Annotated in this window: 23 protein-coding genes and 1 pseudogene; 16 read left to right on the top strand and 8 right to left on the bottom strand. The window is 57.7% G+C overall.

From position 1 onward, the window contains the following. Window positions 1–33: 33 nt before the first annotated feature. From BN1117_RS07085 to BN1117_RS07065, 5 genes are all read right to left on the bottom strand, one after another. Window positions 34–462, bottom strand: coding sequence for an N-acetyltransferase (locus BN1117_RS07085; RefSeq protein WP_040096043.1), 429 nt, complete (start codon window positions 460–462; stop codon window positions 34–36). 85 nt (window positions 463–547) lie between these two features. Continuing rightward, window positions 548–1027, bottom strand: a complete 480-nt coding sequence (locus tag BN1117_RS07080; RefSeq protein WP_227096060.1) for a TIGR00645 family protein — start codon at window positions 1025–1027, stop codon at window positions 548–550. 192 nt (window positions 1028–1219) lie between these two features. Beyond that, the gene (locus BN1117_RS07075; RefSeq protein WP_040096042.1) at window positions 1220–2605 is read right to left on the bottom strand and encodes an ATP-binding protein; all 1386 of its coding nucleotides are present in this window, start codon (window positions 2603–2605) and stop codon (window positions 1220–1222) included. Continuing rightward, window positions 2605–3279, bottom strand: coding sequence for a response regulator (locus tag BN1117_RS07070; protein ID WP_040096062.1), 675 nt, complete (start codon window positions 3277–3279; stop codon window positions 2605–2607). Before BN1117_RS07070 ends, BN1117_RS07075 begins: the two co-directional genes overlap by 1 nt. Before the next feature lie 715 nt (window positions 3280–3994). Continuing rightward, entirely contained in the window at window positions 3995–4414 is a 420-nt protein-coding gene (locus BN1117_RS07065) for a GNAT family N-acetyltransferase (protein ID WP_040096040.1), read from the bottom strand. 161 nt (window positions 4415–4575) lie between these two features. Here BN1117_RS07065 and BN1117_RS07060 point away from each other — a divergent pair, with 161 nt between their 5' ends. Next, the gene (locus BN1117_RS07060) at window positions 4576–5076 is read left to right on the top strand and encodes an SRPBCC family protein (protein ID WP_040096039.1); all 501 of its coding nucleotides are present in this window, start codon (window positions 4576–4578) and stop codon (window positions 5074–5076) included. A 204-nt stretch (window positions 5077–5280) separates the two neighbouring features. On the opposite strand, the pseudogene glk reads toward BN1117_RS07060, so the two are convergent. Further along, window positions 5281–6252: pseudogene (gene glk / locus BN1117_RS07055) on the bottom strand (glucokinase); the annotation flags it as partial. Window positions 6253–6599: 347 nt separating this feature from the next. Here glk and BN1117_RS07050 point away from each other — a divergent pair. From BN1117_RS07050 to befA, 3 genes are all read left to right on the top strand, one after another. Then, window positions 6600–7454 (top strand): MurR/RpiR family transcriptional regulator, encoded by an 855-nt coding sequence (locus tag BN1117_RS07050; RefSeq protein ID WP_167334817.1) that lies wholly within the window; start codon window positions 6600–6602, stop codon window positions 7452–7454. Between the two features lie 163 nt (window positions 7455–7617). Continuing rightward, the gene (gene pyk / locus BN1117_RS07045) at window positions 7618–9057 is read left to right on the top strand and encodes a pyruvate kinase (protein WP_040096035.1); all 1440 of its coding nucleotides are present in this window, start codon (window positions 7618–7620) and stop codon (window positions 9055–9057) included. 213 nt (window positions 9058–9270) lie between these two features. Continuing rightward, window positions 9271–10056, top strand: a complete 786-nt coding sequence (gene befA, locus BN1117_RS07040) for a beta cell expansion factor BefA (protein ID WP_040096034.1) — start codon at window positions 9271–9273, stop codon at window positions 10054–10056. 91 nt (window positions 10057–10147) lie between these two features. Here the strand turns inward: befA and BN1117_RS07035 are convergent, their stop codons facing one another. Both BN1117_RS07035 and BN1117_RS07030 read right to left on the bottom strand, forming a co-directional pair. Continuing rightward, window positions 10148–11899 carry an amidohydrolase gene (locus tag BN1117_RS07035; RefSeq protein ID WP_040096032.1) on the bottom strand — a complete coding sequence of 584 codons (1752 nt, stop codon included), beginning with the start codon at window positions 11897–11899 and terminating at the stop codon, window positions 10148–10150. 66 nt (window positions 11900–11965) lie between these two features. After that, entirely contained in the window at window positions 11966–12877 is a 912-nt protein-coding gene (locus BN1117_RS07030; protein WP_209435233.1) for an AraC family transcriptional regulator, read from the bottom strand. A gap of 154 nt (window positions 12878–13031) precedes the next feature. On the opposite strand from BN1117_RS07030, the gene fliE reads away from it, so the two are divergent. From fliE to fliP, 12 genes are all read left to right on the top strand, one after another. After that, window positions 13032–13349: a flagellar hook-basal body complex protein FliE gene (gene fliE, locus BN1117_RS07025; RefSeq protein WP_040096031.1), complete on the top strand. Its 318-nt coding sequence runs from the start codon at window positions 13032–13034 to the stop codon at window positions 13347–13349. A 46-nt stretch (window positions 13350–13395) separates the two neighbouring features. After that, entirely contained in the window at window positions 13396–15099 is a 1704-nt protein-coding gene (gene fliF / locus BN1117_RS07020) for a flagellar basal-body MS-ring/collar protein FliF (protein ID WP_040096029.1), read from the top strand. Further along, on the top strand, window positions 15092–16153 hold the full coding sequence (gene fliG / locus BN1117_RS07015) for a flagellar motor switch protein FliG (RefSeq protein WP_040096026.1): 1062 nt from the start codon (window positions 15092–15094) through the stop codon (window positions 16151–16153). The genes fliF and fliG overlap by 8 nt, the downstream gene beginning before the upstream one ends. A 68-nt stretch (window positions 16154–16221) precedes the next feature. Further along, complete coding sequence (fliH, locus tag BN1117_RS07010; RefSeq protein ID WP_040096025.1) at window positions 16222–17046, top strand: flagellar assembly protein FliH; 825 nt, start codon at window positions 16222–16224, stop codon at window positions 17044–17046. Window positions 17047–17098: 52 nt separating this feature from the next. Beyond that, on the top strand, window positions 17099–18430 hold the full coding sequence (gene fliI / locus BN1117_RS07005) for a flagellar protein export ATPase FliI (protein WP_040096023.1): 1332 nt from the start codon (window positions 17099–17101) through the stop codon (window positions 18428–18430). A 25-nt stretch (window positions 18431–18455) separates the two neighbouring features. After that, on the top strand, window positions 18456–18896 hold the full coding sequence (gene fliJ, locus BN1117_RS07000) for a flagellar export protein FliJ (protein WP_040096022.1): 441 nt from the start codon (window positions 18456–18458) through the stop codon (window positions 18894–18896). A gap of 67 nt (window positions 18897–18963) precedes the next feature. Next, window positions 18964–20919, top strand: coding sequence for a flagellar hook-length control protein FliK (locus BN1117_RS06995; RefSeq protein WP_040096020.1), 1956 nt, complete (start codon window positions 18964–18966; stop codon window positions 20917–20919). A gap of 57 nt (window positions 20920–20976) precedes the next feature. Continuing rightward, complete coding sequence (gene fliL, locus BN1117_RS06990; protein ID WP_040096019.1) at window positions 20977–21492, top strand: flagellar basal body-associated protein FliL; 516 nt, start codon at window positions 20977–20979, stop codon at window positions 21490–21492. A gap of 7 nt (window positions 21493–21499) precedes the next feature. Next, window positions 21500–22570 (top strand): flagellar motor switch protein FliM, encoded by a 1071-nt coding sequence (gene fliM / locus BN1117_RS06985; RefSeq protein WP_040096017.1) that lies wholly within the window; start codon window positions 21500–21502, stop codon window positions 22568–22570. Between the two features lie 49 nt (window positions 22571–22619). Then, window positions 22620–23012 (top strand): flagellar motor switch protein FliN, encoded by a 393-nt coding sequence (gene fliN, locus BN1117_RS06980; protein ID WP_040096016.1) that lies wholly within the window; start codon window positions 22620–22622, stop codon window positions 23010–23012. Next, a complete protein-coding gene (gene fliO / locus BN1117_RS06975; RefSeq protein WP_040096014.1) occupies window positions 23009–23389 on the top strand; it encodes a flagellar biosynthetic protein FliO in 381 nt (126 codons plus the stop codon). Before fliN ends, fliO begins: the two co-directional genes overlap by 4 nt. After that, window positions 23376–24131, top strand: a complete 756-nt coding sequence (gene fliP / locus BN1117_RS06970) for a flagellar type III secretion system pore protein FliP (RefSeq protein WP_040096012.1) — start codon at window positions 23376–23378, stop codon at window positions 24129–24131. Before fliO ends, fliP begins: the two co-directional genes overlap by 14 nt. Window positions 24132–24153: the final 22 nt, after the last annotated feature.

Raw genomic sequence — 24153 nt, 5'->3', positions numbered from 1 at the left:
AAAGCGTGCTCGCCATCGCTATGGGAAACCCGCTTAATCCCGTTGCCAATGCATCACCAGCTCGGGGCGACCGCTATGCTCGCACAACTGCTGCTCACCCTCTTTGAAACCGTTGCGGGAATAGAAGCGCCGCGCCTGCTCATTTTCGGCATAGACCGTCAACTCGAGCCGGTCATATTGGGCTTTGAGGTGTTTGAGCAGTTGGCGACCCAGCCCGTGTGATTGGTGGTCCGGGGAGATAAAGAGCGCGGCAACAGACCCCTGATACCAGGAGATAAAGCCCAGTAGCTGTCCATCCTCCTCATAACCCCAGCTCTTGCTGGCGGGCAGATAGATGTCCCGCATCGCTGCCTGTTGCTCATGCCAAAAGGCGGCGGGAATAAAGTCGTGGGCTTGTACCGATGCCTGATACCAGAGCTCGACGGCGGCGTCCAGATCGGTGGCAGATAATGGGCGGATCATAGTGGCCTCGACTGTGAAGAGTGGTCGCACGATATGCCCGATCCATGTCGTGTTATCGGGCATATCGTCTATCGCAGGCTGGCTACTATTTGCGGGTCAGCTTGTCGAGGTAGCCCATGGCGAATGCCGAGAGGACAAAGGTGATGTGGATCAGCAGGTACCACTTGATCTTGTCGTTGGGGAGATTTTCGGCATTCATAAACACCTTGAGCAGGTGAATAGATGAGATGGCGACAATGGAGGCGGCGACCTTGTTTTTCAGGGAGCCGGCATCGAGCTTGCCGAGCCACACCAGTTTGTCGCTCTCATCCCCGACATCGAGGCGCGAGACGAAGTTCTCATAGCCGGAAAACATCACCATCACGATAAGTCCCCCCACCAGGGTGATATCGATCAGCGACAGTGTGACCAGCACCAGATCCACCTCTTTCATCTCCAGTATGTTGGGCAGGATATGGAGGATCTCCTGAAAGAATTTCACTCCCAGTGCCAGCAGTATGAGGCTGAGTCCAAGATAAATGGGGGCCATGATCCAGCGGGATGCGTACATCAATCTTTCAAACATGTTTTCCATAGTGCGATTACAGGTCCATCAAATGGTTAACAAACGAGTCGGCCATAGCTTAACCGAGATGCCTCACATCTCAAGCATCTCGATAGCATATTGCTGAATTGGGTGGTGTCAGGCAGGAGTATTTAACCCTGGGTAGGGCAGTGCAGCGGGTGGCAGAGGGCCCGTGGTCGGGCCTATCTGGTGTCAGGGAAGATCCAGGGTAAAGCGGGCGCCGCCGAGGGGGGATTCATCGACCCGGATCTGGCCGCCATAGCTGTGGACGATTTCGGTCACCACCGCCAGACCGATGCCCTGACCGGGTGAACTGTCTGCCCGCACGCCGCGCTGGAAGATCTGTTCCGATTTGGCCGGATCGATACCCGGGCCATCATCTTCCACTTCGATGCGCAGCCGCTCGAGATGACGGCGCACCGTCACCTTCACTTCGCTGATGGCAAACTTGCAGGCGTTGTCGAGCAGGTTACCCATCAGCTCCATCAGGTCCCCCTGTTCGCCGTGAAAGAGCGCATCATCATCGAACTTGAAGTGGGTTTGCAGCTTCTTGTGGCGATAAACCTTGGTCAGGCTGGCCAGCAGTTTTTCAATCAGCGGCACCGGTTCGGTACCCTTGCTGGCAAGGCGCTGGCGGCCAGTCACCGCCCGTCTGAGCTGATACTGGATCATCTGATCCATGGTGAGGATCTGCTCGTTGATGTTGGCGTGGATCTCCCGCCCCAGCTTCACTTCCCGGGTGGTGATCTGGATCAGCGCCAGCCGGGTTTTCAGGCTGTGGGCGAGATCGTTGAGGGCGTGCTGGTAGCGCTGGGTCTGCTGGCGTTCGTTCTCCAGCAACTGGTTGATGGAGTCGGTCAGCGGGGCCAGCTCCCGCTCAAAATCGCTCGAGAGGTCATCACGCTTGCCGGACCGGATATCGTCGATCTGACGGGCGATGGTGCGCAGGGAGCTGAGGCTCCAGAAGGTGGTGAGCAGCAGCAGCCCGGCCAGCAGCATATAGGCGAGCAGCGCCTGTTTGGCAGTCTGGTAGAGGTAGGTGCGGGACTCTTCGTGATAGCGTTTGGCCGAGTCGATCATCACCACGTAGTAGGCGGTGGTGCCGCTGCCGGGATTGCGGATAAACCGCAGGCTGTAGACGAAGTAGCTCTCGCCGTTCTTGATGGTGTGCTTCTTGAAGAAGTAGTCGAGATCCATCCCCCCCAGATACTTCATCAGATCGCCGCAGATGGTCGGTTTGGCCTTGATCACCTCCGGCATATGGAGGCTCGACCAGACCAGATCGCCATCGGCGCGGCAGATCAGGGTATCAAGGTTGCGATCCCCTGCATCGCGGGATATCCGCCCCAGCTCATCGTTCGACCCCTTGTCATCCGGCTCGGTGGAGGAAAACAGTTTGGCCAGGTTCTCCTGCATCCGGGCGCTGGCTTTCTGGGTCTGCTCCTCGACGTGGCCAAGATAGAGGGCGTAGACGGCAAACCCCATGCTCAGGGCGATGACCAGCAGCGAGCTGAGCAGCAGTTTGATGTGCAGTGAGCTGCGGATCAGCTTGATAGGGCGCGGCAGATGAAACTGCATCAGTTACAGGAGAGGTTGAAGATGTAACCCTGACGCCGGATGGTGGAGATGGGTTGAATCGTCCCCTCCGGATCCAGCTTCTTGCGCAGGCGGCTCACCATCACCTCGATGGTGTTGGGATCCCCTTCGCCATCGCCGTAGAGCTGGTCGAGCAGTTGCTGCTTGGAGACCACCTGACGGGCATTGCGCATCAGGTACTCCAGAATGAGGTATTCAAAGCTGGTGAGCACCGCCACTTCTCCGGCGATGGTCAGCTCTTTGCGGGAGAGATCCAGCTCGTAATCACCGGCCTTCACTTTGGGGGAGATAAAGCCGGCGCTGCGGCGCAGCAGCGCATTGAGGCGGGCCAGCAGCTCATCTTTCTGGAACGGTTTGACCAGATAGTCATCAGCACCTGCTTCCAGTCCTTCGACCTTGTCCTGCCAGTTGCCACGGGCGGTCAGCACAATGATGGGGAAGGGGATCTGCCGTTCGCGCAGTTGCCGGATCAGTTGCAGGCCGTCCATATCGGGTAGACCGAGGTCGATGATGGCCACATCAATGGGATAGTCGGCGGCGTAGTGCAGTGCAATCCCCGCTTGGTCGGTGCTGTAGACCTGGTTGTCGGCTTCGGTCAGCAGAGAGGAGAGGTGGTGATTGAGCAGCTTGTCGTCTTCGACCAACAGAATTTTCATGATGTGAGCGGTCATAGGGATCCAGGCTGTCAATTAGAAATTGTATGTCGCTTCGAGTCAATTCGAATCCTAATGCATCCCGGCTGTATCGGGACTGAATCAGCGGCAGGGTGAGAGCACAAGCTATTGATAGTTTTCACCAAAAAAAACTGAGCCCGGTTATCGTCATGCCTGCCGGCTCTTTTAGCTTGTCCTGATGTCGAGTATCACAACTGTACTGTTTTACGATATGCAATATGTACCGCCGGAATAGCGCCATATGCTCCATCGCTTCCCTGAAGCCACCTCGTGGGGCATTACAGCAAACTCCAGCAAGTAGCTCATCTGGCCGCCAGTACGGTCATATGCCGTGCCCGAGCCGTTTGTGCTTGGGTATCACTAGCTCACACCGTTAAGGGGGGCGCTACCGCGTCTTCTCCATTGGCGCTGCGGTGATCCGCTACGGCCACGATGCCGCGGGATGTCGGTCGTTTTTTCCACCAGCTCTGGTAGTAATGTTGTTTTTAATTGCCATGCATAGATTTTGTGCTGACCCAATATGCGCAGGCCAATCACGCTGGGGTACTGATGAATCGAAACCGAGGGGATGACCTTCCAGTGCGAGCCGGTGTACGAGGGCTTGCTTGCCCAGCGAGATGGCCCGCTCTCTACTGCTGGCCTTTCCAAGGCAGCGCGGGGCATGCTTAGCTGCAACGTGCTGGTGCCGGGTCTCCCGCTAGTTTCTAAGCAACTTGCACCAGGGGCCGGTGACCTCGCAGTGGCCTGTCTCATCACCGTTTTGCCAGCCCAGCCGATGGTAGAAGGCTACCGCCGCCGTGTTGCGGGTCGCAACCTTGAGTGAGCCGTGCGGCGAATCAGCGAGGCCCCGCTCCAGCAGGGCGCGCCCGATCCCCTGGCCGTGCCAGTCGCTTGACACATAGAGGTGATGGACGAAGTGATCGGGCTGCCAGATGGCGATAAAGCCGCAGATATTGCCCCCCTGTTCGGCTACCCACACCAGTTCACCTTTGGTCTGCGCCTCGAAATCCTCAAGCTGGAAAAGGGAGGGATCGACCCAGTGAAAGGTGTGGCGGCGGCTTTTTAAAAACAGCCGGGCCAGTTGGGGAATGTCGTGTTCTTCCATGCGCCGGATCATGATCTCCTCCCGGTTCAAGCCACTGTTCGCTGAGGCAGCCGCACAGCGGCAAGTTAATCTGCAGCAAATGACATGGGGGTGATTAAGCCCTGTCCATTGTATTTGCCATGGGGCTATACTGCCGGAGTCCCCTGTATGGATGGCTTGAGGATCGCTGATTTATGGACAATAAACAGATTGAAGGCAACATATTTGTTCCGGCGCACATAGACGATGTCTGGCACGCCTGGACCACCGAAAGCGGTCTGCGCAGTTTTCTGGCTCCCGAATGTTTGATGGTGGCCGAGCCGAATGGCCCTTTCGAGATCTACTTCAGGCCTGATGCCCCTTTGGGCGAGCGTGGCAGTGAAGGGTGCCGGGTCATGGCTGTCATGCCCTATGACCTGCTCAGTTTTAGCTGGAATTTTCCGCCCTGCCTGCCTCATATCCGCCAGCAAAAAACCCAGGTTTGTCTGCGTTTTGTGCCGGAAGGGCAAGGCACTCGCCTCTACTTCTTGCAGACCGGTTGGGCCAATGATCCGGATTGGGATCAGGGTTATGCCTATTTTCGGGAAGAGTGGCTGGAGACCAGCCTGCCACGGTTGCAGTACCGCTTTACCCACGGCCCCATTGACTGGAACAATCCGCCCGACAAGACGCAGTTGAAGGCGCTGGCCCAGTAAGCCCGGATGTCAGAGATAAAAAAAACCGGCCAAAAGGCCGGTTGAAATAGTTCAGGCTTGTCAGGTGACAAACGTATCCAGCGGATGAGAGTCGCTTTCCACTCCTTGTGGAGCACAACCCTCTTGGTTACGTGCAGCTACTTTATGTCATTCACACTGAATCGGGGCTGAACCATGGATGATCCCGCCTCGCCCCCTCTTCAATCAGATAGTGATCCCCATCGACTGACGCAAGTAAGCGCCCGCACCGAGCAGTCCCGGCCCTTCGTGGGTGATCAGGAACACCGGGATCTCCTTGAGGTAGGACTTGAAACGGCCTTTGTCTTCAAAGGCGACCCGGAAACCGGAGCCGGTAAAGAATTCTTGAAAGCGTGGCACTATGCCCCCTGCGATATAGACCCCGCCAAAGGTACCCATATTGAGGGCCAGGTTGCCAGCAAAGCGACCCATCAGCACGCAGAACAGGCTCAAGGTGCGGCGGCAATCGAGGCACTCCCCGGCCAGTGCGCGTTCGGTAATGTCTTTGGGAGCAAACGGCTCTGGCTCACGGCCATCAGATTTCACCAGCCCGCGATAGAGATTGACCAGACCCGGGCCGGAGAGGAAACGCTCGGCCGAGACATGGCCCAATTCCCCTCGCATCACCTGCAACACCGCATCTTCTTCTTCACTGTTGGCGGCAAAATCCACATGGCCACCTTCACCCGGCAGGCTCAGCCACTGCTCACCCGCCTTGACCAGATGGGCGACCCCAAGGCCGGTGCCCGCCCCATAGATGGCGATGGGCTTGCCTGCCACCGGTGCCCCCCCCCCCAGCTGGATGCGATCCGATTCAGCCAATACCGGCACCGCCATCGAGACCGCAGTAAAGTCGTTGATCACCTGCAGGCGTGCCAGCCCGAGATTGCTCTGCATTTCGCTGATGGAGAATTCCCAGCTGTGGTTGGTCATGGCAACCCAGTCACCCTTGATGGGGCAGGCGATGGCGATGCAGGCTTCAGCCACCTGAACCTTGTGTTCCTCCAGATAGAGGCGTACCACGGCTTCAAGGCTGGGATGGGCCAGACCTGAGTAGGTCTTTGCCTGAGAGATAGCACCGGTGGCCAGCTCACACAGGGCCAGACGCGCATTGGTGCCGCCGACATCGCCGACCAGCGCATGGGTATGCTGCATAACAACTCCTTCGTTACAGGATGGGGACGACTCTGGTGTCCCGAGATTATTGTTGGATTATGACGGCCCATTCTATCCGAGCTCAGGCTTGCCCACCCGCTGGATCGATACAAACGTGCGCCTGCTCACAATGTTGTTGCTTTGCAACATTTGTAAGCGATTTCACGGTAAAGTGGCGTTTTGTAACGAAAAGTACGAAATAATTAGAGATGAGTCATACTTTGTATGGTAGGCGTTAGTTGCGATAACCGCTTGTCTTGTATAGTCCTTGGCTTGAATGGAAACTTGCTTAGCCGTAGATTGAGTGCAAAGACACTGAAGCTAAATTACAAAAACGCCTGGTGGTGATGATGAATACCCTTGATAAAATTACGAATAACTTGGAAAGTTTCAGTAAATCAGAACGCAAGGTTGCCGAAGTGATCCTGGCGTCGCCCCAGACCGCCATCCACTCCAGCATCGCCGCCCTGGCCAAGATGGCCGACGTCAGTGAACCCACCGTCAACCGCTTTTGCCGTCGTCTCGATACCAAGGGCTTTCCTGATTTCAAACTCCATCTTGCCCAGAGCCTGGCCAATGGCACACCTTATGTAAATCGTCATGTGGAAGCGGAAGATGGGCCGGACACTTACACCGCCAAGATCTTCGAATCCACCATGGCCTGTCTGGATGCCGCCAAAAACAGCCTGGATATCTCTGCCATTAACCGCTGTGTGGATATTCTGACCCAGTCCAAGAAGATCAGCTTCTTTGGTCTTGGCGCCTCCTCCGCCGTTGCCCGCGATGCCCAGAACAAATTCTTCCGTTTCAACATCCCGGTAGTGAGCTTTGACGATATCGTCATGATGCGCATGAGCTGCATCAACAGCAGCGAAGGGGATGTGGTGGTGCTCATCTCCCACACCGGCCGCACCAAGGCGCTGGTAGAGATCGCCGCGCTGGCCCGCGAGAACGACGCCACCGTGATCGGCATGACTGCCAAGGACTCTCCGCTGGCCCGCGAGTGTAATCTGGTGCTCTCCATGGATGTGCCGGAAGATACCGATGTCTATATGCCGATGGCATCCCGCATTGCCCAGCTGGCGCTGGTGGATGTGCTGGCGACCGGTTTTACTCTGCGCCGGGGGATGAAATTTCGCGAAAATCTCAAGAAAGTGAAAGAGGGATTGCGTGAATCCCGCTTCGACACCCCGCACTCTTCCTGAACCGTCGGGGGCTCCGCCCCCCGACTGTCTATGCCACCCGCCTTGGTGTAGTATTGTAATTTAATAACAAAAACCACCCAGATGGTTGGCAAACCGGTGCATCGAGCCTTGAGCTTGATGGGGCAGAATTTCAAGTCATATCAACTTCATATTGGAGTCTTTCATGCCTAGACGTACAAAGATTGTAACCACACTCGGTCCGGCAACCGACCGCGAAGGGATCCTCGAAGGGATTATCCGCGCCGGGGCCGACATGGTGCGGATGAACTTCTCTCACGGCACTGCTGAAGACCATATCCTGCGCGCCAATCAGGTGCGTGACATTGCTGCCAAGCTCGGTCGTCACGTCGCCATCATGGGAGATCTGCAAGGCCCGAAAATCCGTGTTTCCACTTTCAAGGATGGCAAAATCTATCTGGCCATCGGTGACAAGTTCATTCTCGATGCGGCCCTCGGCAAGGGGGAGGGTTGTCAGGAGCAGGTTGGCATCGACTACAAGAGCCTGCCAGACGATGTGGTACAGGGCGACATCCTGCTGCTGGACGATGGTCGTGTGCAGCTGAAAGTCGAGCAGGTTGAAGGTACCCGCATTCACACCACGGTGACCGTGGCCGGGCCGCTCTCCAACAACAAGGGGATCAACAAGAAAGGGGGCGGTCTCTCTGCTCCGGCTCTGACCGAGAAAGACAAGGAAGATATCAAGACAGCCGCGCTGATGAACGTGGATTATCTGGCCGTCTCCTTCCCGCGCTGCGGTGATGATCTGCGTTACGCCCGCGAACTGGCTCGCGAAGCTGGCTCCAATGCCAAGATCGTGGCCAAGGTGGAACGTGCCGAGACCGTCGCCACTGACGAAGCGATGGAAGATATCATCCTCGGTTCCGATGCGGTCATGGTGGCCCGTGGCGATCTGGGGGTCGAGATCGGTGACCCCGAACTGGTTGGCGTACAGAAGAAGCTGATCCGCCACTCCCGTCGTCTCAACCGCGTGGTGATTACCGCCACCCAGATGATGGAGTCGATGATCAACGCGCCGCTGCCGACCCGTGCCGAGGTGATGGACGTGGCCAACGCCGTACTGGACGGCACCGATGCGGTGATGCTCTCAGCCGAAACTGCGGCCGGCCAGTTCCCCATCGAAACCGTCACCTCCATGGCCAGCGTCTGTGTCGGTGCGGAAAAGCACCCGAGCCTGAACGTCTCCAACCACCGCATGAGCTACACCTTCACTTCCGTTGAAGAGGCTGTTGCCATGTCGACCATGTATGCGGCCAACCACCTGGAAGGGGTCAAGGCGATTGTGGCACTGACTGAATCTGGCACTACTCCGCTGCTGATGTCCCGCATCAGCTCCGGCCTGCCGATCTTCGCCATGTCGCCTCACAACAAGACCCTCGCCTGGACCAATCTCTACCGCGGTGTCACCCCTGTGCTGTTTGATGGCGACGAGACCAAGCCGGTCTACGAGATATGCCGCGATGCACTGGATGTGCTCAAGGCCAAAGGCTTGCTGCAAAGTGGCGACATGGTGTTGCTGACTCACGGTGACAAGATGGAAACCGTCGGCAGCACCAACACCTGCAAGGTGATGATGGTCGAATAAGTCCGTCCGGTTTTACTGTGCTTAACCAGGCTGCTCCTCTTTGATGAGCAGCCTTTTTGTTAGCTGCTGTCGGGCTGTGGCGGGATAAAAAGGACTCAATAATTGCTTGGCTGGATTTCCCTTCCGATAATGCGGGAGTGATTTTCACCGGGTAGCCTGTTGTAGGGGATCGCACCGGGGAACCCAGATATTCGACAATACGGGAGTGAAAAAATGAATAAGCGTAACTGGTTGCTCGCCCTGTTACTGACGCTGGCGGTGTCACCCAGCCATGCCGACTGGGAGAAACTGAAGGCCGCAGCCGCTGATCTCGGCACCGCAGTGAGCGAGACCAGCAAGGAGGTGTGGCAGGATGTCAGCGATTTCTCCAAAAAGAGTTGGGCCTCCATCTCTGCCTGGGGTAAAGAGGCGTTCAACACCGCCGGGGTCTGGACCGACAAGAGTATTGCCACTGGCAAGGAGTGGTTGGTGGTAGCCGACAAGAAGCTCGACGAGATGCTGGAGCCCAAAACCCCGCAAGAGGCACGGGTGGCGCTCAACACCATGGCCGATACTGCACTGGTGCGCCTCTTCAATGAACAACAGTCAGCCAAGTTGTTGTTTGACAAGGCGTATGGCTACGCAGTATTCGATTCACGCAAGTTCTCCCTGATGCTGCATACCAATCAGGGCGCCGGGGTGGCGGTCAATCGTAAAACCGGCAAGCACACCTATATGAAGATGTTTGGTGCAGGTCTGGCGGCCGGGCTCGGCGGCAAGTTCTATCAGCAGGTGATCCTGTTTGAAGACAAGGCCAGATTCGATGCCTTCGTGACCCAGGGGTGGGAGGCCACTTCCGAAGTGGGTGTGGTAGCTGGCAAGGAGAGCGCCGAGCTGACCGCCAAATACAACGGCGGCATGGCCATCTACCAGATTGGCGAGAAGGGCTTGCTGCTCGATGCCAATATCTCCGGCTCCAAATACTGGATGGACAAGGACCTGACGGAAACAAGCCGCTAATCCCGTCGTTATCGGTTGTTTACTGCATGCCATACCCTTGTCGTGATCTTGCCAACGGGCCCGCAGTACGGGCCTGTTTGTTCTCTCGGTGTCAGAGGGCTGAATAGACCTGCTTGCCCTTGAACATGGTCCAGAGCACCTTGGTCTCTTTGATTTCTTCGCTTGCCACCTGCTCCAGATTGCGATCCAGCAAGATCAGGTCAGCACTTTTGCCTGCTCTGATGGAGCCAATCTCCTTCTCCCGCCCAATGACCTTGGCGGCGTTGAGGGTATAGGCCTGCAAGATGGCCTGACGGCTGATCTGCTCGCTGGCGGGGGGCAGCAAGCCAAGCTCCCCTTGGCGGGTAATCGCGGTATACATGGCGAGGAAAGGGTTGGGGCTGGAGACCGGCCAGTCACTGGCACCGGCGATAATGGCGCCGCTTTGCAGCAAGCTGCCTGCCGGATAGAGGCGGGCCAGTAGTGCCGGGGGCACTTTTCCTTCAAGCAGCAGGGTGGTCGCCACGTTTTTACCGGCCCACAACAGCTGCATCGATGCGGCCACATTGAGCGGTTTGAAGCGGGCAATACTAACCGGGCTCACCACCTCCAGATGGGTGATGCTGTGCAGCAGGCGCTGATCCTGATTGTGAGCACGGGCATAGGCGATGGCATCGAGGGATTCACGGACGGCCCGATCGCCGATGGCATGAAAATGAGCGATCAGTTGGTGGGCATCCGCGGTGCGGATCAGCTCGTTGAAACGCTGTTTGTCCAGATCATTCTTGCCGCTGTAACCGGGGCGATTGAGGTAGGGCTCGCTCAACTTGGCGGTCTGGGATGGATACTCGATGACCCCATCTTGCAGGATCTTGATCCCCACCAGTTTCACGTCCGGTGCATCTTGAAACTGCTGTTGCAGCGCCAAGACGTCATCAATGATGGCGGGTGATGCATGTATCCCCACCAGTGCCAGTGCGGATACATGCCCGGTCAGCTTGCCTTCCCGGGAGAGCATGCTGTACGCCGGCAGCAGGCCGGTATCGCGGCGATCCGGCTCGGCGTTGAAGATAGGGGCGAGGGGACGAATGTTGCTGATAGGGTCCATCCAGGCGGTAATGCCCACTTCATTGAGCTGTTTGGCGGCGGTCATGATGGCACTGGCAATCGTCTCGTCGCTGACGGGGGGCAGCGCCTTGAGGATGGCATCCCAGCCGCCTTCCGAGGCAAAGCCATTGAGCTTGCCGGATGGGGTGAGGCCAAAATTGCCTTTCAGCGGAGCATAACGACCGCCAAGGGAGCCAGCATCAATGCCAGCCTTGCGCAGCATGGCCTGATTGGCCCAACCGGTGTGGGCATCCGAACCGGCCAGCACTACGGGTATTTGCTGGTATTGCGGGCCATTGAACACCTGATCGAGCAGGGGAAGCTGATGCCAGTAGTCGAGGGAGACATTGCTGTATAGCTCTACATCGCCCAGTGTCAGGCGGGGATCATCCTTGCTGCGGGTCAGAAATTGCTGCACCTGCTCAACCTCATTCATGGCATCGGGAAAGTTAACCGTCATCCCCTGAAAACCGGCAAATGCCGCATGAACATGGCTGTCGATGAGCCCCGGCATCAGGTACTTTCCTTTCAGATCAAGACGCTTGGCATGGCTGCCGAGGCGGGCACTGACCTCCTGATAGCTGCCGACTGCCACTATCTTTTTACCTTCAATGCCGACCGCTTCCGGGTGAGGGTTCGCCGGATCACCACTGTAGATGGTGCCGCCAAAGATCAGCGTCTGGCTCTGTGACTGGGCATTGGCGGCAGCGGGAAGCGTCACCATCAGGCTGGCGAGAAACAGCGTTTTGATATTCATGGGCATGACTCCGTCGCTTCGGTGCCCGAAGGCACCGAAGTAGATAAATGGAAATGGGGTATCGGCTTATCGGTTGATCAGCGGGATACAGATATCAAACACGTAATGCTCCCGGTCGGGGTCCGTGCCTGCGTGGTATTGCTCGTAACACGGGCGATCGTCGCAGTTCAGCCCTTGGCCCACTACCCAGCGAAACGCCGTCTCCCAGCAGGCAACCAGTTGATCGCCGCGAGCGATAAACTGACAAACTGCATAGGGGCCCGCTGCGATGGTCTGGGTGGTTAACTGGCGCCCTGCGGGGATCTCTGGCCCCAGCTCGATGCAGACGTCAGTACGACAACGGGTCTCATCAGTGATATCGGGGATATCCCAATAGAGACTCAGGGTACCCGCCGGTGTCATCGCCTTGTCTGAGGCGAACAGCGCGAGCAAATCCCGATGAGCTTGCTCGCAGGTCTCTTTGCCATAGGGGCCCAGGCGGCGCATATAGGCCACGCGCCGGGCGGGCATCAGCCTGACGCTAGCCCCCTGCAACAGACCCGGGTGTTCGGTGACCGGGTGCATGACCAGGCCATCATAGGTGTCAAAGGGAAGGGGGTCGTTTCCAATCTTGCTTTTCCAGTTTCCCCCCTGCTGCAGGCGGTATTCCGAGGGGCTCATGGCGAAGTGCAGGCGAAAGGCCTTGGCGAAATTCTGGGAGCTGGAGAACCCGGCGGCCAGTGCCAGGGTGGTGATGTCGCTCTGGGGGGAGGCGAGCAAGCGACGGGCAGCACGCTCCATACGCAGGCGCCGGGTAAATCCGGCAATGGTCTCGCCGACCATCGTCTTGAAAATGCGGTGGAAGTGAAAGGTGGAGATGGCCGCCGCCGCTGCGACCTCATCCAGTCCCGGATTGTCATCCAGATGGTGGCTGATGTAGTCCATCGCCTTGAACACGGGTTTGCGATAATCCAGAGCGGACTCCTTGCCAGCCAGCAAAAGTGGGCGTCAGAATCGGATTTAATCAGAGCCACTGGCCGTTGTCGAACCCGTCCAGTCTGGTCTGGCTACTTATATGCATCGCATTTTTAACGCATTGGCACTTTAATTGCTTGTTGCATGCCAGCGTCAATGATTTGTCTGGGGATGGAAAATGGAAATTAGTGCAAGCAGCCTGATGCAAGAGATGCAGGCGCTCAAGATAGAAGCGGGCACAACGTCACTGACACCGCCTGCGCGTTCGGTCACATCCGACTTTGGTCAGCTGCTGCAACAGGCGCTCGGCAACGTTAACGAGCTGCAAGGCGCTGCCAATGATCTGCGTACCCGTTTCGATATGGGCGACAAGTCGGTGGATCTGGCCGAGGTGATGATTGCCGGCCAGAAATCCTCTATCGCCTTCGAGGCAACGGTACAGGTGCGCAACAAGATGGTTGATGCCTACAAGACCATCATGAACATGCCGGTATAAGTGATTACTGAATATCATGGCGATGTCAGCAATAAGGACGTAAATCGTGGCTACTGAGCAAAACGGCGATCTGCTGATAAACGATGAGGGCACTGCCGCCCTCGATGAGAATGAGCAGAAGAGTTCGGCGTTGGGCTTTCTGTCCAACACTGATGTGCTGCGGCAAATCACCCTGATCCTGGGGCTTGCCATCTGTCTGGCCATTGCGGTGTTTATCCTGCTCTGGGGCAAGGAGCCGGATATGCGGCCGCTTGGTACCTATACCACTCAGGAGCTGGTCAAGACCCTTGATTTTCTCGACCAACAGAAGATCCCCTATCAGGTCGATGGCAAGAGTGTGCTGGTCAACGCCGAAAAGTACCCTGGCATCAAATTGGCTCTGACCCGTGCCGGTCTTGCCAGTGCTACCGATACCAACATCGGTGGTGAAGATATCCTGCTCAAAGACTCCAGTTTCGGGGTCAGCCAGCGGATGGAGAGCGAGCGCCTGAAGTTGAGCCGCGAGCGTCAGCTGGCGAGCGCCATTGAGCAGTTCCAGAATGTGACCAAGGCCCAGGTGCTGCTGGCTATTCCCAAAGACAACGTGTTCGCGCGTAACGAACGCAAACCCAGTGCCACCGTGGTGCTCAACCTGAGAGGGGGCGCGCTGGGCCAGGGTGAGGTGGACTCCATCGTCGATATGGTCGCCTCCGCCGTGCATGGCCTCGAACCGACCCGCGTCACCGTCACCGACCAGAATGGTCGCCTGCTCAACTCCGGTTCGCAAGACCCGGTCTCGGCCCAGACTCGCAAAGAGTTTGCCATGCAGCAGAAGCAAGAGCTGGAGTACAAACAAAAAATTGACGCCATTCTGATCCCGGTACTGGGGGCTGACAACTATACGGCGGAAGTGGATCTCTCCCTCGACTTCTCCCAGCAGGAGCAGACCCGTAAAACCTACAATCCGGATCTGCCTGCTGTTCGTTCTGAAATGACCATGGAAGAGAACAGTGCCAGTGGCAGCAATGGTGGGGTGCCCGGGGCGCTCTCCAACCAGCCTCCGGCTGCTTCCAATATTCCCGAGCAGGCCACCGGTGGCGATGGCAGCGGGGCGGCTTCGTCTGGCCGTTCGCGCAAAGAGGCGACCCGTAATTTCGAGCTGGATACTACCGTTAGTCATACTCGTCGCCAGATGGGTGGTATTCGCCGGATGACAGTCTCGGTTGCGGTAGACTACAAATCCGTGCCCGGTGCCGATGGGGCCGTGACCCGCGAGGCGCGCACCCAGGCCGAACTCGATACCCTGCGTCGTCTGCTGAGCGGCGGCCTTGGCTTTGATGTGACCCGTGGTGATACCCTAGAAGTGGTCGCCATCCCGTTCAATCGCCCTGAACTTGATGCCGTTGCGGAGCTGCCGCTCTATGAACAGCCCTGGTTCTGGCGTGCGGTGCGGATTGCCGCTTCGGTGCTGGTGATCATCGTGTTGATCGTCACTGTGGTTCGGCCCATGCTCAAACGACTGCTCTATCCGGATGACAAACCGGAAGAAGTGGATTTTGACAACCACACCGTGTTGGGTGGCGATGACGAGCTCAGTCTGCTGGCAGCTCAGGTCGAGGGAGACCAGGTATTCGGGGTGCGTGATGGGCAGTTGAAGCTGCCAGATCTCCACCGTGATGAGGATTTGCTCAAGGCGGTTCGTGCGCTGGTGGCGAATGAACCGGACCTGGCCGCTCAGGTCATTAAAGAGTGGGTAACTAAAGATGCCTGAAGAAAATAAGAGTCAAGTCACCGGCAATGACATTACCGACAGTCAGCGTCAGATCCTTGACCAGATGTCGGGGATGGAGATGGCAGCCGTGTTGATGCTGAGTCTCAACGAAGAGGATGCCGCCCAGATCTTCCGCCATCTCGAGCCCAAGCAGGTACAGCGGCTCGGTATGTCGATGGCCTCTATGTCCGACTTCAGTCACGATCGGGTGGCGGCGGTGCACCGTCAATTCATCGACGATATCCAGAAGTACACCAACATCGGTATCGGCAGTGAAGATTTCGTGCGCAAGGCGTTGGTGGCGGCTCTTGGCGAGGACAAGGCGAGCAATCTGGTGGACCAGATCATTCTCGGTTCCGGTGCTCGTGGCCTCGACTCCCTCAAGTGGATGGATGCCCGTCAGGTTGCCAGTATCATCCAGAATGAACACCCGCAGATCCAGACCATTGTGCTCTCCTATCTGGAGCCAGAGCAGTCTGCCGAGATCCTGAGCCAGTTTCCGGAGCAGGTTCGTCTGGATTTGGTTATGCGGATCGCCAACCTCGAAGAGGTGCAACCAGCGGCACTGCAAGAGCTGAACGATATCATGGAGAAACAGTTCGCCGGTGCGGCCGGAGCCCAGGCCGCCAAAATGGGTGGCCTCAAGGCTGCTGCCAACATCATGAACTACCTCGACACCAACATCGAAGGCCAGCTGATGGACTCCATCCGTGAGTCGGACGAAGAGATGAGCCAGCAAATCCAGGATTTGATGTTCGTGTTCGAAAACCTCATCGATGTGGACGATCGTGGTATCCAGACCATGTTGCGGGAAGTGCCGGGGGATCTGCTGCAACGTGCGCTCAAAGGTTCTGATGACCAATTACGAGAGAAAATCTTCAAAAATATGTCGAAGCGGGCGGCCGAAATGCTGGCAGATGATCTGGAGGCCATGGGGCCTATCCGGGTCTCCGAGGTGGAGGCAGCCCAGAAAGAGATCCTCTCCATCGCTCGTCGTCTGGCAGATGCAGGCGAGATAATGCTGGGTGCCGGTGGTGGCGATGATTTCCTCTAAGTCATGGTCCATAAACAGCACAGCGATGCCAAACCTGTATCAGGCAGTGGCGAGGAGTCGCCCAAAACATGAACAATAAACTGCGTGGTTATGTACGACCCGAGGGCGATGACGCCCGGGTCGAGACGTGGGGCTGGCCCGAGATGGCGGTCGAGGCGCAGGCGGGCTCTCCTACCAATGCCCTTGGCCTGGCCCCTGACTGGTATCAGCAGGAAGATGAGGTGGTAGAGCCGGAGCCTGAACAGGAGCCGACCCCCAGCATCACCGCCGAAGAGCTCGAAGCGATCCGTCAGGCTGCCTGGGAGGAGGGGATGGCTGAGGGACGCGAGTCCGGCTATGCCAAGGGAATGGAAGAGGGCAAGCTGGAAGGATTGCAACAGGGTCATTCTGCCGGTCTCGAACAGGGGCGCGAGGAGGGGCTGGCCATGGGGCGCGAACTGGTGGAGCAGGAGATCGCCCACTGGCAAGGACTCGCCGCCCGCCTCGCCAATCCCCTGAGTGAGCTGGATCAGGCGGTAGAGCAGCAACTGGTCTCTCTGGTGATGCAACTGGCCCGAGCGCTCATTCATCATGAAGCAGAGACCTCGCCCCGCATCCTGCTGGAGGCACTCAAGGAGGGGCTGGCCCTGCTGCCCGCTGCTGAACAGGGCGTCACCTTGATGCTGCATCCCGACGATATCGCGCGAATCGAGCAGGCATTTGGCGCCGAAGAGTGCGCCAAGCGCCACTGGCGACTGCAGAGCGATCCCACCCTCTCCCCCGGCGATCTGCAACTGGCCACCGAGCTCTCCAGTATCGATTTGGCCCTTTCCGGGCGCATCGATCAGTTGCTGCGCAACTTCTTGCGGGACAATGCGTCGCAGAAACCTGCGCCGCAGGAATCACGCCCATAACCGATGCCGGACCTTGCCGTCCGGCTGCACTTTTTAGCTCTCAGGAGGCCAGATGAGCGGCTCGCTACTGAACCGGTTGCAAGGGTACAAGGTACGCGACAGCGCCCCCAAACCGCCGGTTGCCGGCAAATTGACCCGGGTGGTGGGGCTGACCCTCGAAGCCATCGGCTGCCGTGCCGCCATCGGTGCCCTCTGCCGCATCGATACCCTTGATGGGACGCTGGAGGCTGAAGTGGTCGGTTTTTCTGGCGATCGCCTCTATCTGATGCCGAGTGAACAGCTCAAGGGGGTGATCCCTGGTGCCCGGGTGGTGCCCATCACCGAGGAGCATGGCATTCCGGTTGGCATGAACCTGCTTGGTCGGGTCATCGACGGCATCGGTCAGCCGCTCGATGGCCTCGGCCCCATTCTCTCCTCCCGGACGGTGCAGTTTGCCCAGCATCGCATCAATCCGCTCTCTCGCCGCCCAATCCATCAGCCGATGGATGTTGGGGTGCGCGCCATCAACGCCGTGCTGACGGTCGGTCAGGGCCAGCGGATGGGGCTGTTTGCCGGTTCCGGTGTCGGCAAGTCGGTGCTGCTGGGCATGATGACCCGCGGCTCGGTGGCGGATGTGGTGGTGGTCGGCCTCATCGGTGAGCGGGGCCGGGAGGTGAAAGAGTTTATCGAAGACATACTGGGAGAGGAGGGGCGTACCCGCTCTGTGGTGGTAGCGGCCCCCGCCGATGCCTCGCCGCTGATGCGGCTCAAGGGGTGTGAAACGGCGTTGGCCATCGCCGAGTATTTCCGCGATCAGGGGCTTAACGTGCTGCTCTTGATGGACTCCCTCACCCGTTATGCCCAAGCCCAGCGTGAGATCGCGCTGGCGGTGGGCGAGCCGCCAGCGACTAAGGGTTATCCACCGTCGGTATTTGCCAAATTACCGGCGCTGGTGGAGCGGGCGGGTAACGGCAGTGATGGCCAGGGCTCCATCACCGCCTTCTTCACCGTGCTGACGGAGGGGGATGATCTGCAAGATCCCATTGCCGATGCGGCGCGGGCCATCCTCGATGGTCACATAGTGCTGTCGCGCGAGCTGGCCGATGCGGGCCACTATCCGGCCATCGATATCGAGAAGTCCATCAGCCGGGTCATGCCCATGGTGACCTCGCCGGAACATATGGAGCTGGCGCGGACCCTCAAGCAGTTCTACTCCCTCTATCAGCAGAACCGGGATCTCATCACGATTGGCGCCTACAGTCAGGGCTCCGATCCGCGCATCGACCGCGCCATCATACAGAAACCCTATCTGGATCAGTTCTTGCAACAGGGGATGCGCGAGGTTGTTCACTACGATGATGGCCTGCAAGCCTTGCAGATGGTGGCGATGCCCCTGATGCGTTGACTAAGGGTGACGAGGGAGGGCATTCATGAGTACAGGGTTGGTAATGTTGTCCGAACGATTGCGGGAGGCCGAGCAGCAGTGTGCACTGGCGTTGGTGAAGGCACAGCAGGATCTCAAGCTGTTCATGGATCAGCAAAATGCCCTCAACCAGTACCGCCAGATCTATCATCAGCAGTGGACAGATCGCGGCTTGCAGGGGATCTCGCCTCAGCAAAATAGCCAGTATCATGCCTTTATCAACAAGCTCGAACAGGCTGCGACCCAGCAGTACGAAGGGGTGTTGCAGGTACGTCAGGCCCTTGAGCTGCGTCGTGAAGAGTGGCTGGCGGCCCAGCAGCGGCGTAAGGCGGTAGAACTGTTGCTGGAGAAACAGGCGAGCCGCGAACAGCAGAAAGCCCAACGTCAGGAGCAGAAAATGCTGGATGAGTACGCCATGTTGCGGCGCTTTCATCAATCTGGCCTGTAACTTGCTTTGATCTAGACATTGTCGGTGGCCATCTTGTTGGGGGTCACCAGAACGCAGGGATCCCATCATGATGCAGACAGTGTTGACACAAACGCCTTCGGCTCTGGCCAACGGGTTGGACAAATCGTCTCTGAGCGCTTCTGTTGAGAGCAAAAGCATTGATGGGGGAACAGACCGCGAGCCCCAAGGTGATTTCGCTATCCAGATTGCCAAGGCCCAGCACAGTGAGCAGGGTACCGCTGAGGCCAGTCTGCTCGATAACAGTGTCCGATCAGCCAAATCTTTGGCGCCCGAGGGCGCCTCTCCCAAAGACGAGAGCAGCAAGGAGCCGGATCCTGATACCGACAACAAGGTGGAGGAGGTGCCGGCCACCGACTTTCTGCTGCGTCTGCAGGACTCTCTTAAGCTCGATACCTCGCTGGTGACACCTCAGCTGGTGGTGGTGGCCCTGCAGAGCGCCACAACGGTAGACGGCAATCCGTTGCCGCAAGAGGGTGATCTGGAGGGGATTGCGCTTGATGAACGCGAGCAGACCCCAGCCGCAGCCAGGATTGCCCAACAGCTTGCTGGTCAGACCGGGGCGCAGTCGCCGCTGGCGACGACTGCAACCACAGTACCGTCGGCTGCGGCGCGAGTGGTGGTGCCGGGTGACGTATCTTCCGCCGTTTTCTCTTCTGAGGGAGAAGATGCCACCACTATTGCGGATGGGCAGTCTGGGGAGAAAGCTTCTGCCAAGGGCGAAACCCTCGGGGCAGATGGCAAGCATACCAAGCCTCTCCCGGGGGCCGAGCGGATGGCCCAGTTGGCCAAGGTGTTGCCGGTCGATGAGTCGGCCAGAGCGCCCCAATCCGCTGGGCCATTCGTAACGAAAGAGGGGGGCGACAGCAAATCTGAACTCGTCGCCAGCAACACTATCAAATCCGGCGAGTCACTTGCAGCGAAAGCTGCTGGCGATAACACCTCTTCCCCCGCAGTCAACAGGGCCGTGACCGGTCAGGGAGAGGCGGGGCAAGTCGCGACCCAGGGGGCTGGCCTCAAGGTATTCAGCGAGGGGCTCAAGCAGCCTGACGCTAGTGCTGCTACCGCGTCAGCCACCACAGAGAGCAGTGATGCCGCTGGCAAAGGGGCAGAAAAGCGTGCCGTTGAGGGCAGCTCGCCCACCAGTCAGGGTTCGGCACAGGTGACGACGGCACAAAGCGCCGCAGTCCAGAGCAGCGTGACGGCAAATGCGATGACCCAGAGCGATAACGCTGCTCCCGTGATGGTTGTGCCTCAGCAGATGCAGGCGCAGGCTGAATCTCAGGGGCCACAAGCACCGCTATCGACCATTTCTGCCGGCATTAAGCAGATCGAAGTGACGGGCAGCGACGAGGTCCGCAAAGCTGTACAGCTGGCGGTCAAACCGAAAGTGGGTGAGTCGTATAAGAGTCCTCCTGCTACGGCGTCGGGCAGCGAAAACAGCCAGAGCCAGACCGTGCAGCAGGGTCAGCATAGCCAGCCCCAGCCACAGGTAGCCGATAGTCGGTCGCCTGCCGCTGAGGCGACGCTGCGCCGTGAACCACAGAATCTACCTCATTTGAGGTTGCCTAGTCAGGAAGCGCCTGCCCAATTGCACCAGAAGGTCAACGTCATGCTGACCGAAAAACTGCAACAGGCAGAAATTCAGCTCGATCCCCTCGGCCTTGGTAAGATGAAGATCCAGATCCAGCTTGGAGCCGATAGCCAGGCCAACGTCCATTTCGTGGTACAACATGGACAGACCCGCGAGATGTTGGAACAGGCGATGCCCCGGTTGCGTGAGATGCTGGCAGGGCAAGGGATCCAGCTTGGCCAGACCCAAGTGCAGCAGCAGTCACAGCAGCAACAACAGGGCCAGCCCACCTTTGGCGGGCAGGGTCAGCAGGGTCAAGGGGGGGCGCAGTCAGGTACCGGTAACGGGCTGGCTGAAGGTGAAATCACCACTGCCAACCTCAGTGTGCTGACGGAATCGACAAACGGTTCCGGAATTGATTTCTATGCTTGATGCAATCCCGAGTAAGTTTATGATATCGAACAAGTTTGAGACGAGGGTGGATAAGGGATGGCTGACGATAACGAGTTGACGTTAACAGACCCGGCTGCGGGCAAGAAAAAAAAGCTGATCATTATCATTGCTTTGGCGGTGATTGTGCTGGGCGGTGCTGGTGCTGGTGCCTTCCTGATGCTTTCCGGCTCGGATAAATCACCCGCTGACAGCGCCGAAGAAGGGGCTGGCAAGCCCAAGGTGGAAGCGATCAAACCCTCTCTCTATGTCGGGATGCCGCGTCCCTTTGTCTTCAACGTTGCGGGAGCTCAGCGGGATCGCCTGGTGCAGATCAAGATCCAGTTGATGGTGCGCGGTACTGCGGACGAGGCGCTGGCCAAGCAAAACATTCCCTTGATTGAAGGGACTCTCCTGCGGGTATTCAGCGCGGCCAGTGCTGAACAGCTGATGACCTTTGAAGGTAAGGAGAAGCTGCGCAAGGATTCACTGGAAGAGTGTCGACGGGTGCTCAATGACCTGGTCTCTTCCCCCGTTATCGAACAAGTGCTGTTTACCGGCTTTGTAATGCAGTAGGTGAAGCGTGAGCGATCTGTTAAGTCAGGACGAAATTGATGCCCTCTTGCACGGTGTCGATGATGTCGAAGAGGAAGAGATAGGCGCGGCGGGGGCTCCCGGCGTTGCCCAGTTTGACTTCTCCTCCCAGGACCGCATCGTCCGAGGTCGCATGCCGACGCTGGAGCTGGTGAACGAACGTTTCGCCCGCCATATGCGGATCAGCCTGTTCAACATGATGCGTCGTACCGCCGAGGTATCCATCAACGGCGTGCAGATGCTCAAGTTTGGCGAGTATGTCCATACCCTGTTTGTGCCAACCAGTCTCAACATGGTGCGCTTCCGCCCGCTCAAGGGGACGGCACTCATCACCATGGAAGCCCGACTGGTCTTCATCCTGGTAGAGAACTTCTTCGGTGGCGATGGCCGTTTCCACGCCAAGATTGAAGGGCGTGAATTTACCCCGACCGAGCGGCGGATCATCCAGATGCTGCTCAAACTGGTGTTTGAGGATTACAAGGATGCCTGGGCGCCGGTGATGGACGTGGGGTTCGAGTATCTTGACTCGGAAGTGAACCCGGCGATGGCGAACATTGTCAGCCCTACCGAAGTCATTGTGGTGAACTCGTTTCATATCGAACTCGATGGCGGTGGCGGTGATTTCCACGTGGCGATGCCTTACTCCATGCTTGAGCCCATCCGTGAACTACTCGATGCCGGTGTGCAGAGTGACAAGGGGGATACCGATGTACGCTGGAGCAAGGCGCTGCGTGACGAGATCATGGACGTCAAGGTGGGTCTGCGAGCCAAGCTGCTGGAAACCGAACTCACCTTGCGCGAACTGATGGAGTTGCAACCCGGCGATATCATCCCGGTCGAAATGCCGGAGAATCTGCTGGTCTTCGTGGAAGACCTGCCCACTTTTCATGCCAAGATGGGCCGTACCAAGGATAATGTGGCGCTCAAGATCACCGGCAAGCTCAAGCGGCCAGAAGGGGTCAAGACGGAGATGCATCTGGTGACCCGGGGTGGAGTACGAATTGATGGCGAGGCCGAGCTGGAAGAGCTCGAGCGCAGTATCGAAGATCAACAGCGATAAGCGATGGTTTATCACGGTAAACGGTCACGAAGTAGCATAAGGAAACAAGATGAGTGGAACAGAAGAAGAGGACTTGATGGCTGATGCCTGGGCTGCGGCGCTGGAAGAGCAGGTCATTGCTGAAGCAAAGCCTGCTCCGCTGGAGGAGCTAACAGATGAGGCTCCCATTAGTGTCGAAGAGCGGCGCAAGCTCGACACGATTCTCGATATTCCGGTCACCATCGCCATGGAAGTGGGGCGTAGCCAGATCAGCATCCGTAATCTGCTTCAGCTGAACCAGGGCTCGGTAGTGGAACTGGACCGGGTTGCAGGCGAACCGCTGGATGTATTGGTTAACGGTACCCTGATCGCTCACGGTGAGGTGGTGGTGGTAAATGACAAGTTCGGTATTCGGCTGACCGACGTCATTAGCCAGATTGAACGGATCAAGAAGCTCAAATGATGCGCCTCATGTTGTTATTGTTGCCTGTACCGGCCTTGGCCGAGACTGCGGCATCTGCCAATGCGCCAAGTCTGAGCTCCTGGTTGCTCTCCAGTTTGATGGTCATTGGTCTCATTTTGGTACTGGGCTTTCTGCTCAAGAAGAGCAAGCTTGCTACTGCAATCGGTGGGGGCCAGATGCGTGTTATCGCCTCGTTGCCGTTGGGTTACAAAGAGAAACTACTGGTGGTCAAGGTGGGTGAACAGCAACTGTTGGTCGGCGTCACACCGCAGCAGGTCAACTTCCTCTACCGGCTGGAGGAGCCGCTCGATGAGAATCAGCCGCAGGCGTTTTCTCAGCAGCTTGGTAAATTGATGGGCAAGCATGAAAAGAGCTAACTGGATTAGGCTGCTGGCCCTGTTGTCAGTGTTGCTGTCTCCGCTGGTACTTGCGCAGGATGCCATGTCAGCCGTGACCGTCAAAACCATGGGGGATGGCAGTCAGGAGTACAGCCTGACCCTGCAAGTGCTGGCGCTGATGACGGCGCTCTCCTTCTTGCCAGCCATGGTGATCATGATGACCTCGTTTACCCGCATCATTGTGGTGCTGGGTATCTTGCGTCAGGCGATTGGTTTGCAACAGAGCCCCTCCAATCAGATATTGATCGGCATTGCCCTGTTCATGTCCTTTTTCATCATGTCGCCGGTGCTTGATCGCATCAATAACGAGGCGTTACAACCCTATTTGGCCGAGACTATTCAGGCAAAGGAGGCGCTGGAGCGGGCCGAGCTCCCCATCCACCAGTTCATGCTGGCCCAGACCCGGATCAAGGATCTCAATACCTTTATGGAGATCGCCAACGTGCAGGTGGAGAAACCTGCCGATGTCCCGCTGCGGGTGCTGATCCCGGCGTTTGTTACCAGCGAGCTGAAAACTGCCTTTCAAATCGGTTTTATGCTGTTCTTGCCTTTTCTGGTCATCGACTTGGTGGTCGCCAGTATCCTGATGGCGATGGGGATGATGATGCTCTCGCCGATGATCGTCTCGCTCCCCTTCAAACTGATGTTGTTTGTGATGGTGGATGGTTGGAACCTTATCCTGGGGTCGTTGGCGAACAGCTTCGGACTGGGTGCCGGTTAGCAGGTCGAGCGCAAGGAGCCCG

Origin of the sequence: Aeromonas australiensis, assembly GCF_000819725.1 — a bacterium.
Taxonomy (GTDB): Bacteria; Pseudomonadota; Gammaproteobacteria; order Enterobacterales; family Aeromonadaceae; genus Aeromonas; species Aeromonas australiensis.
The sequence above is the reverse complement of the archived record's forward strand: the minus strand, read 5'-3'. Positions and strand labels throughout refer to the sequence as shown.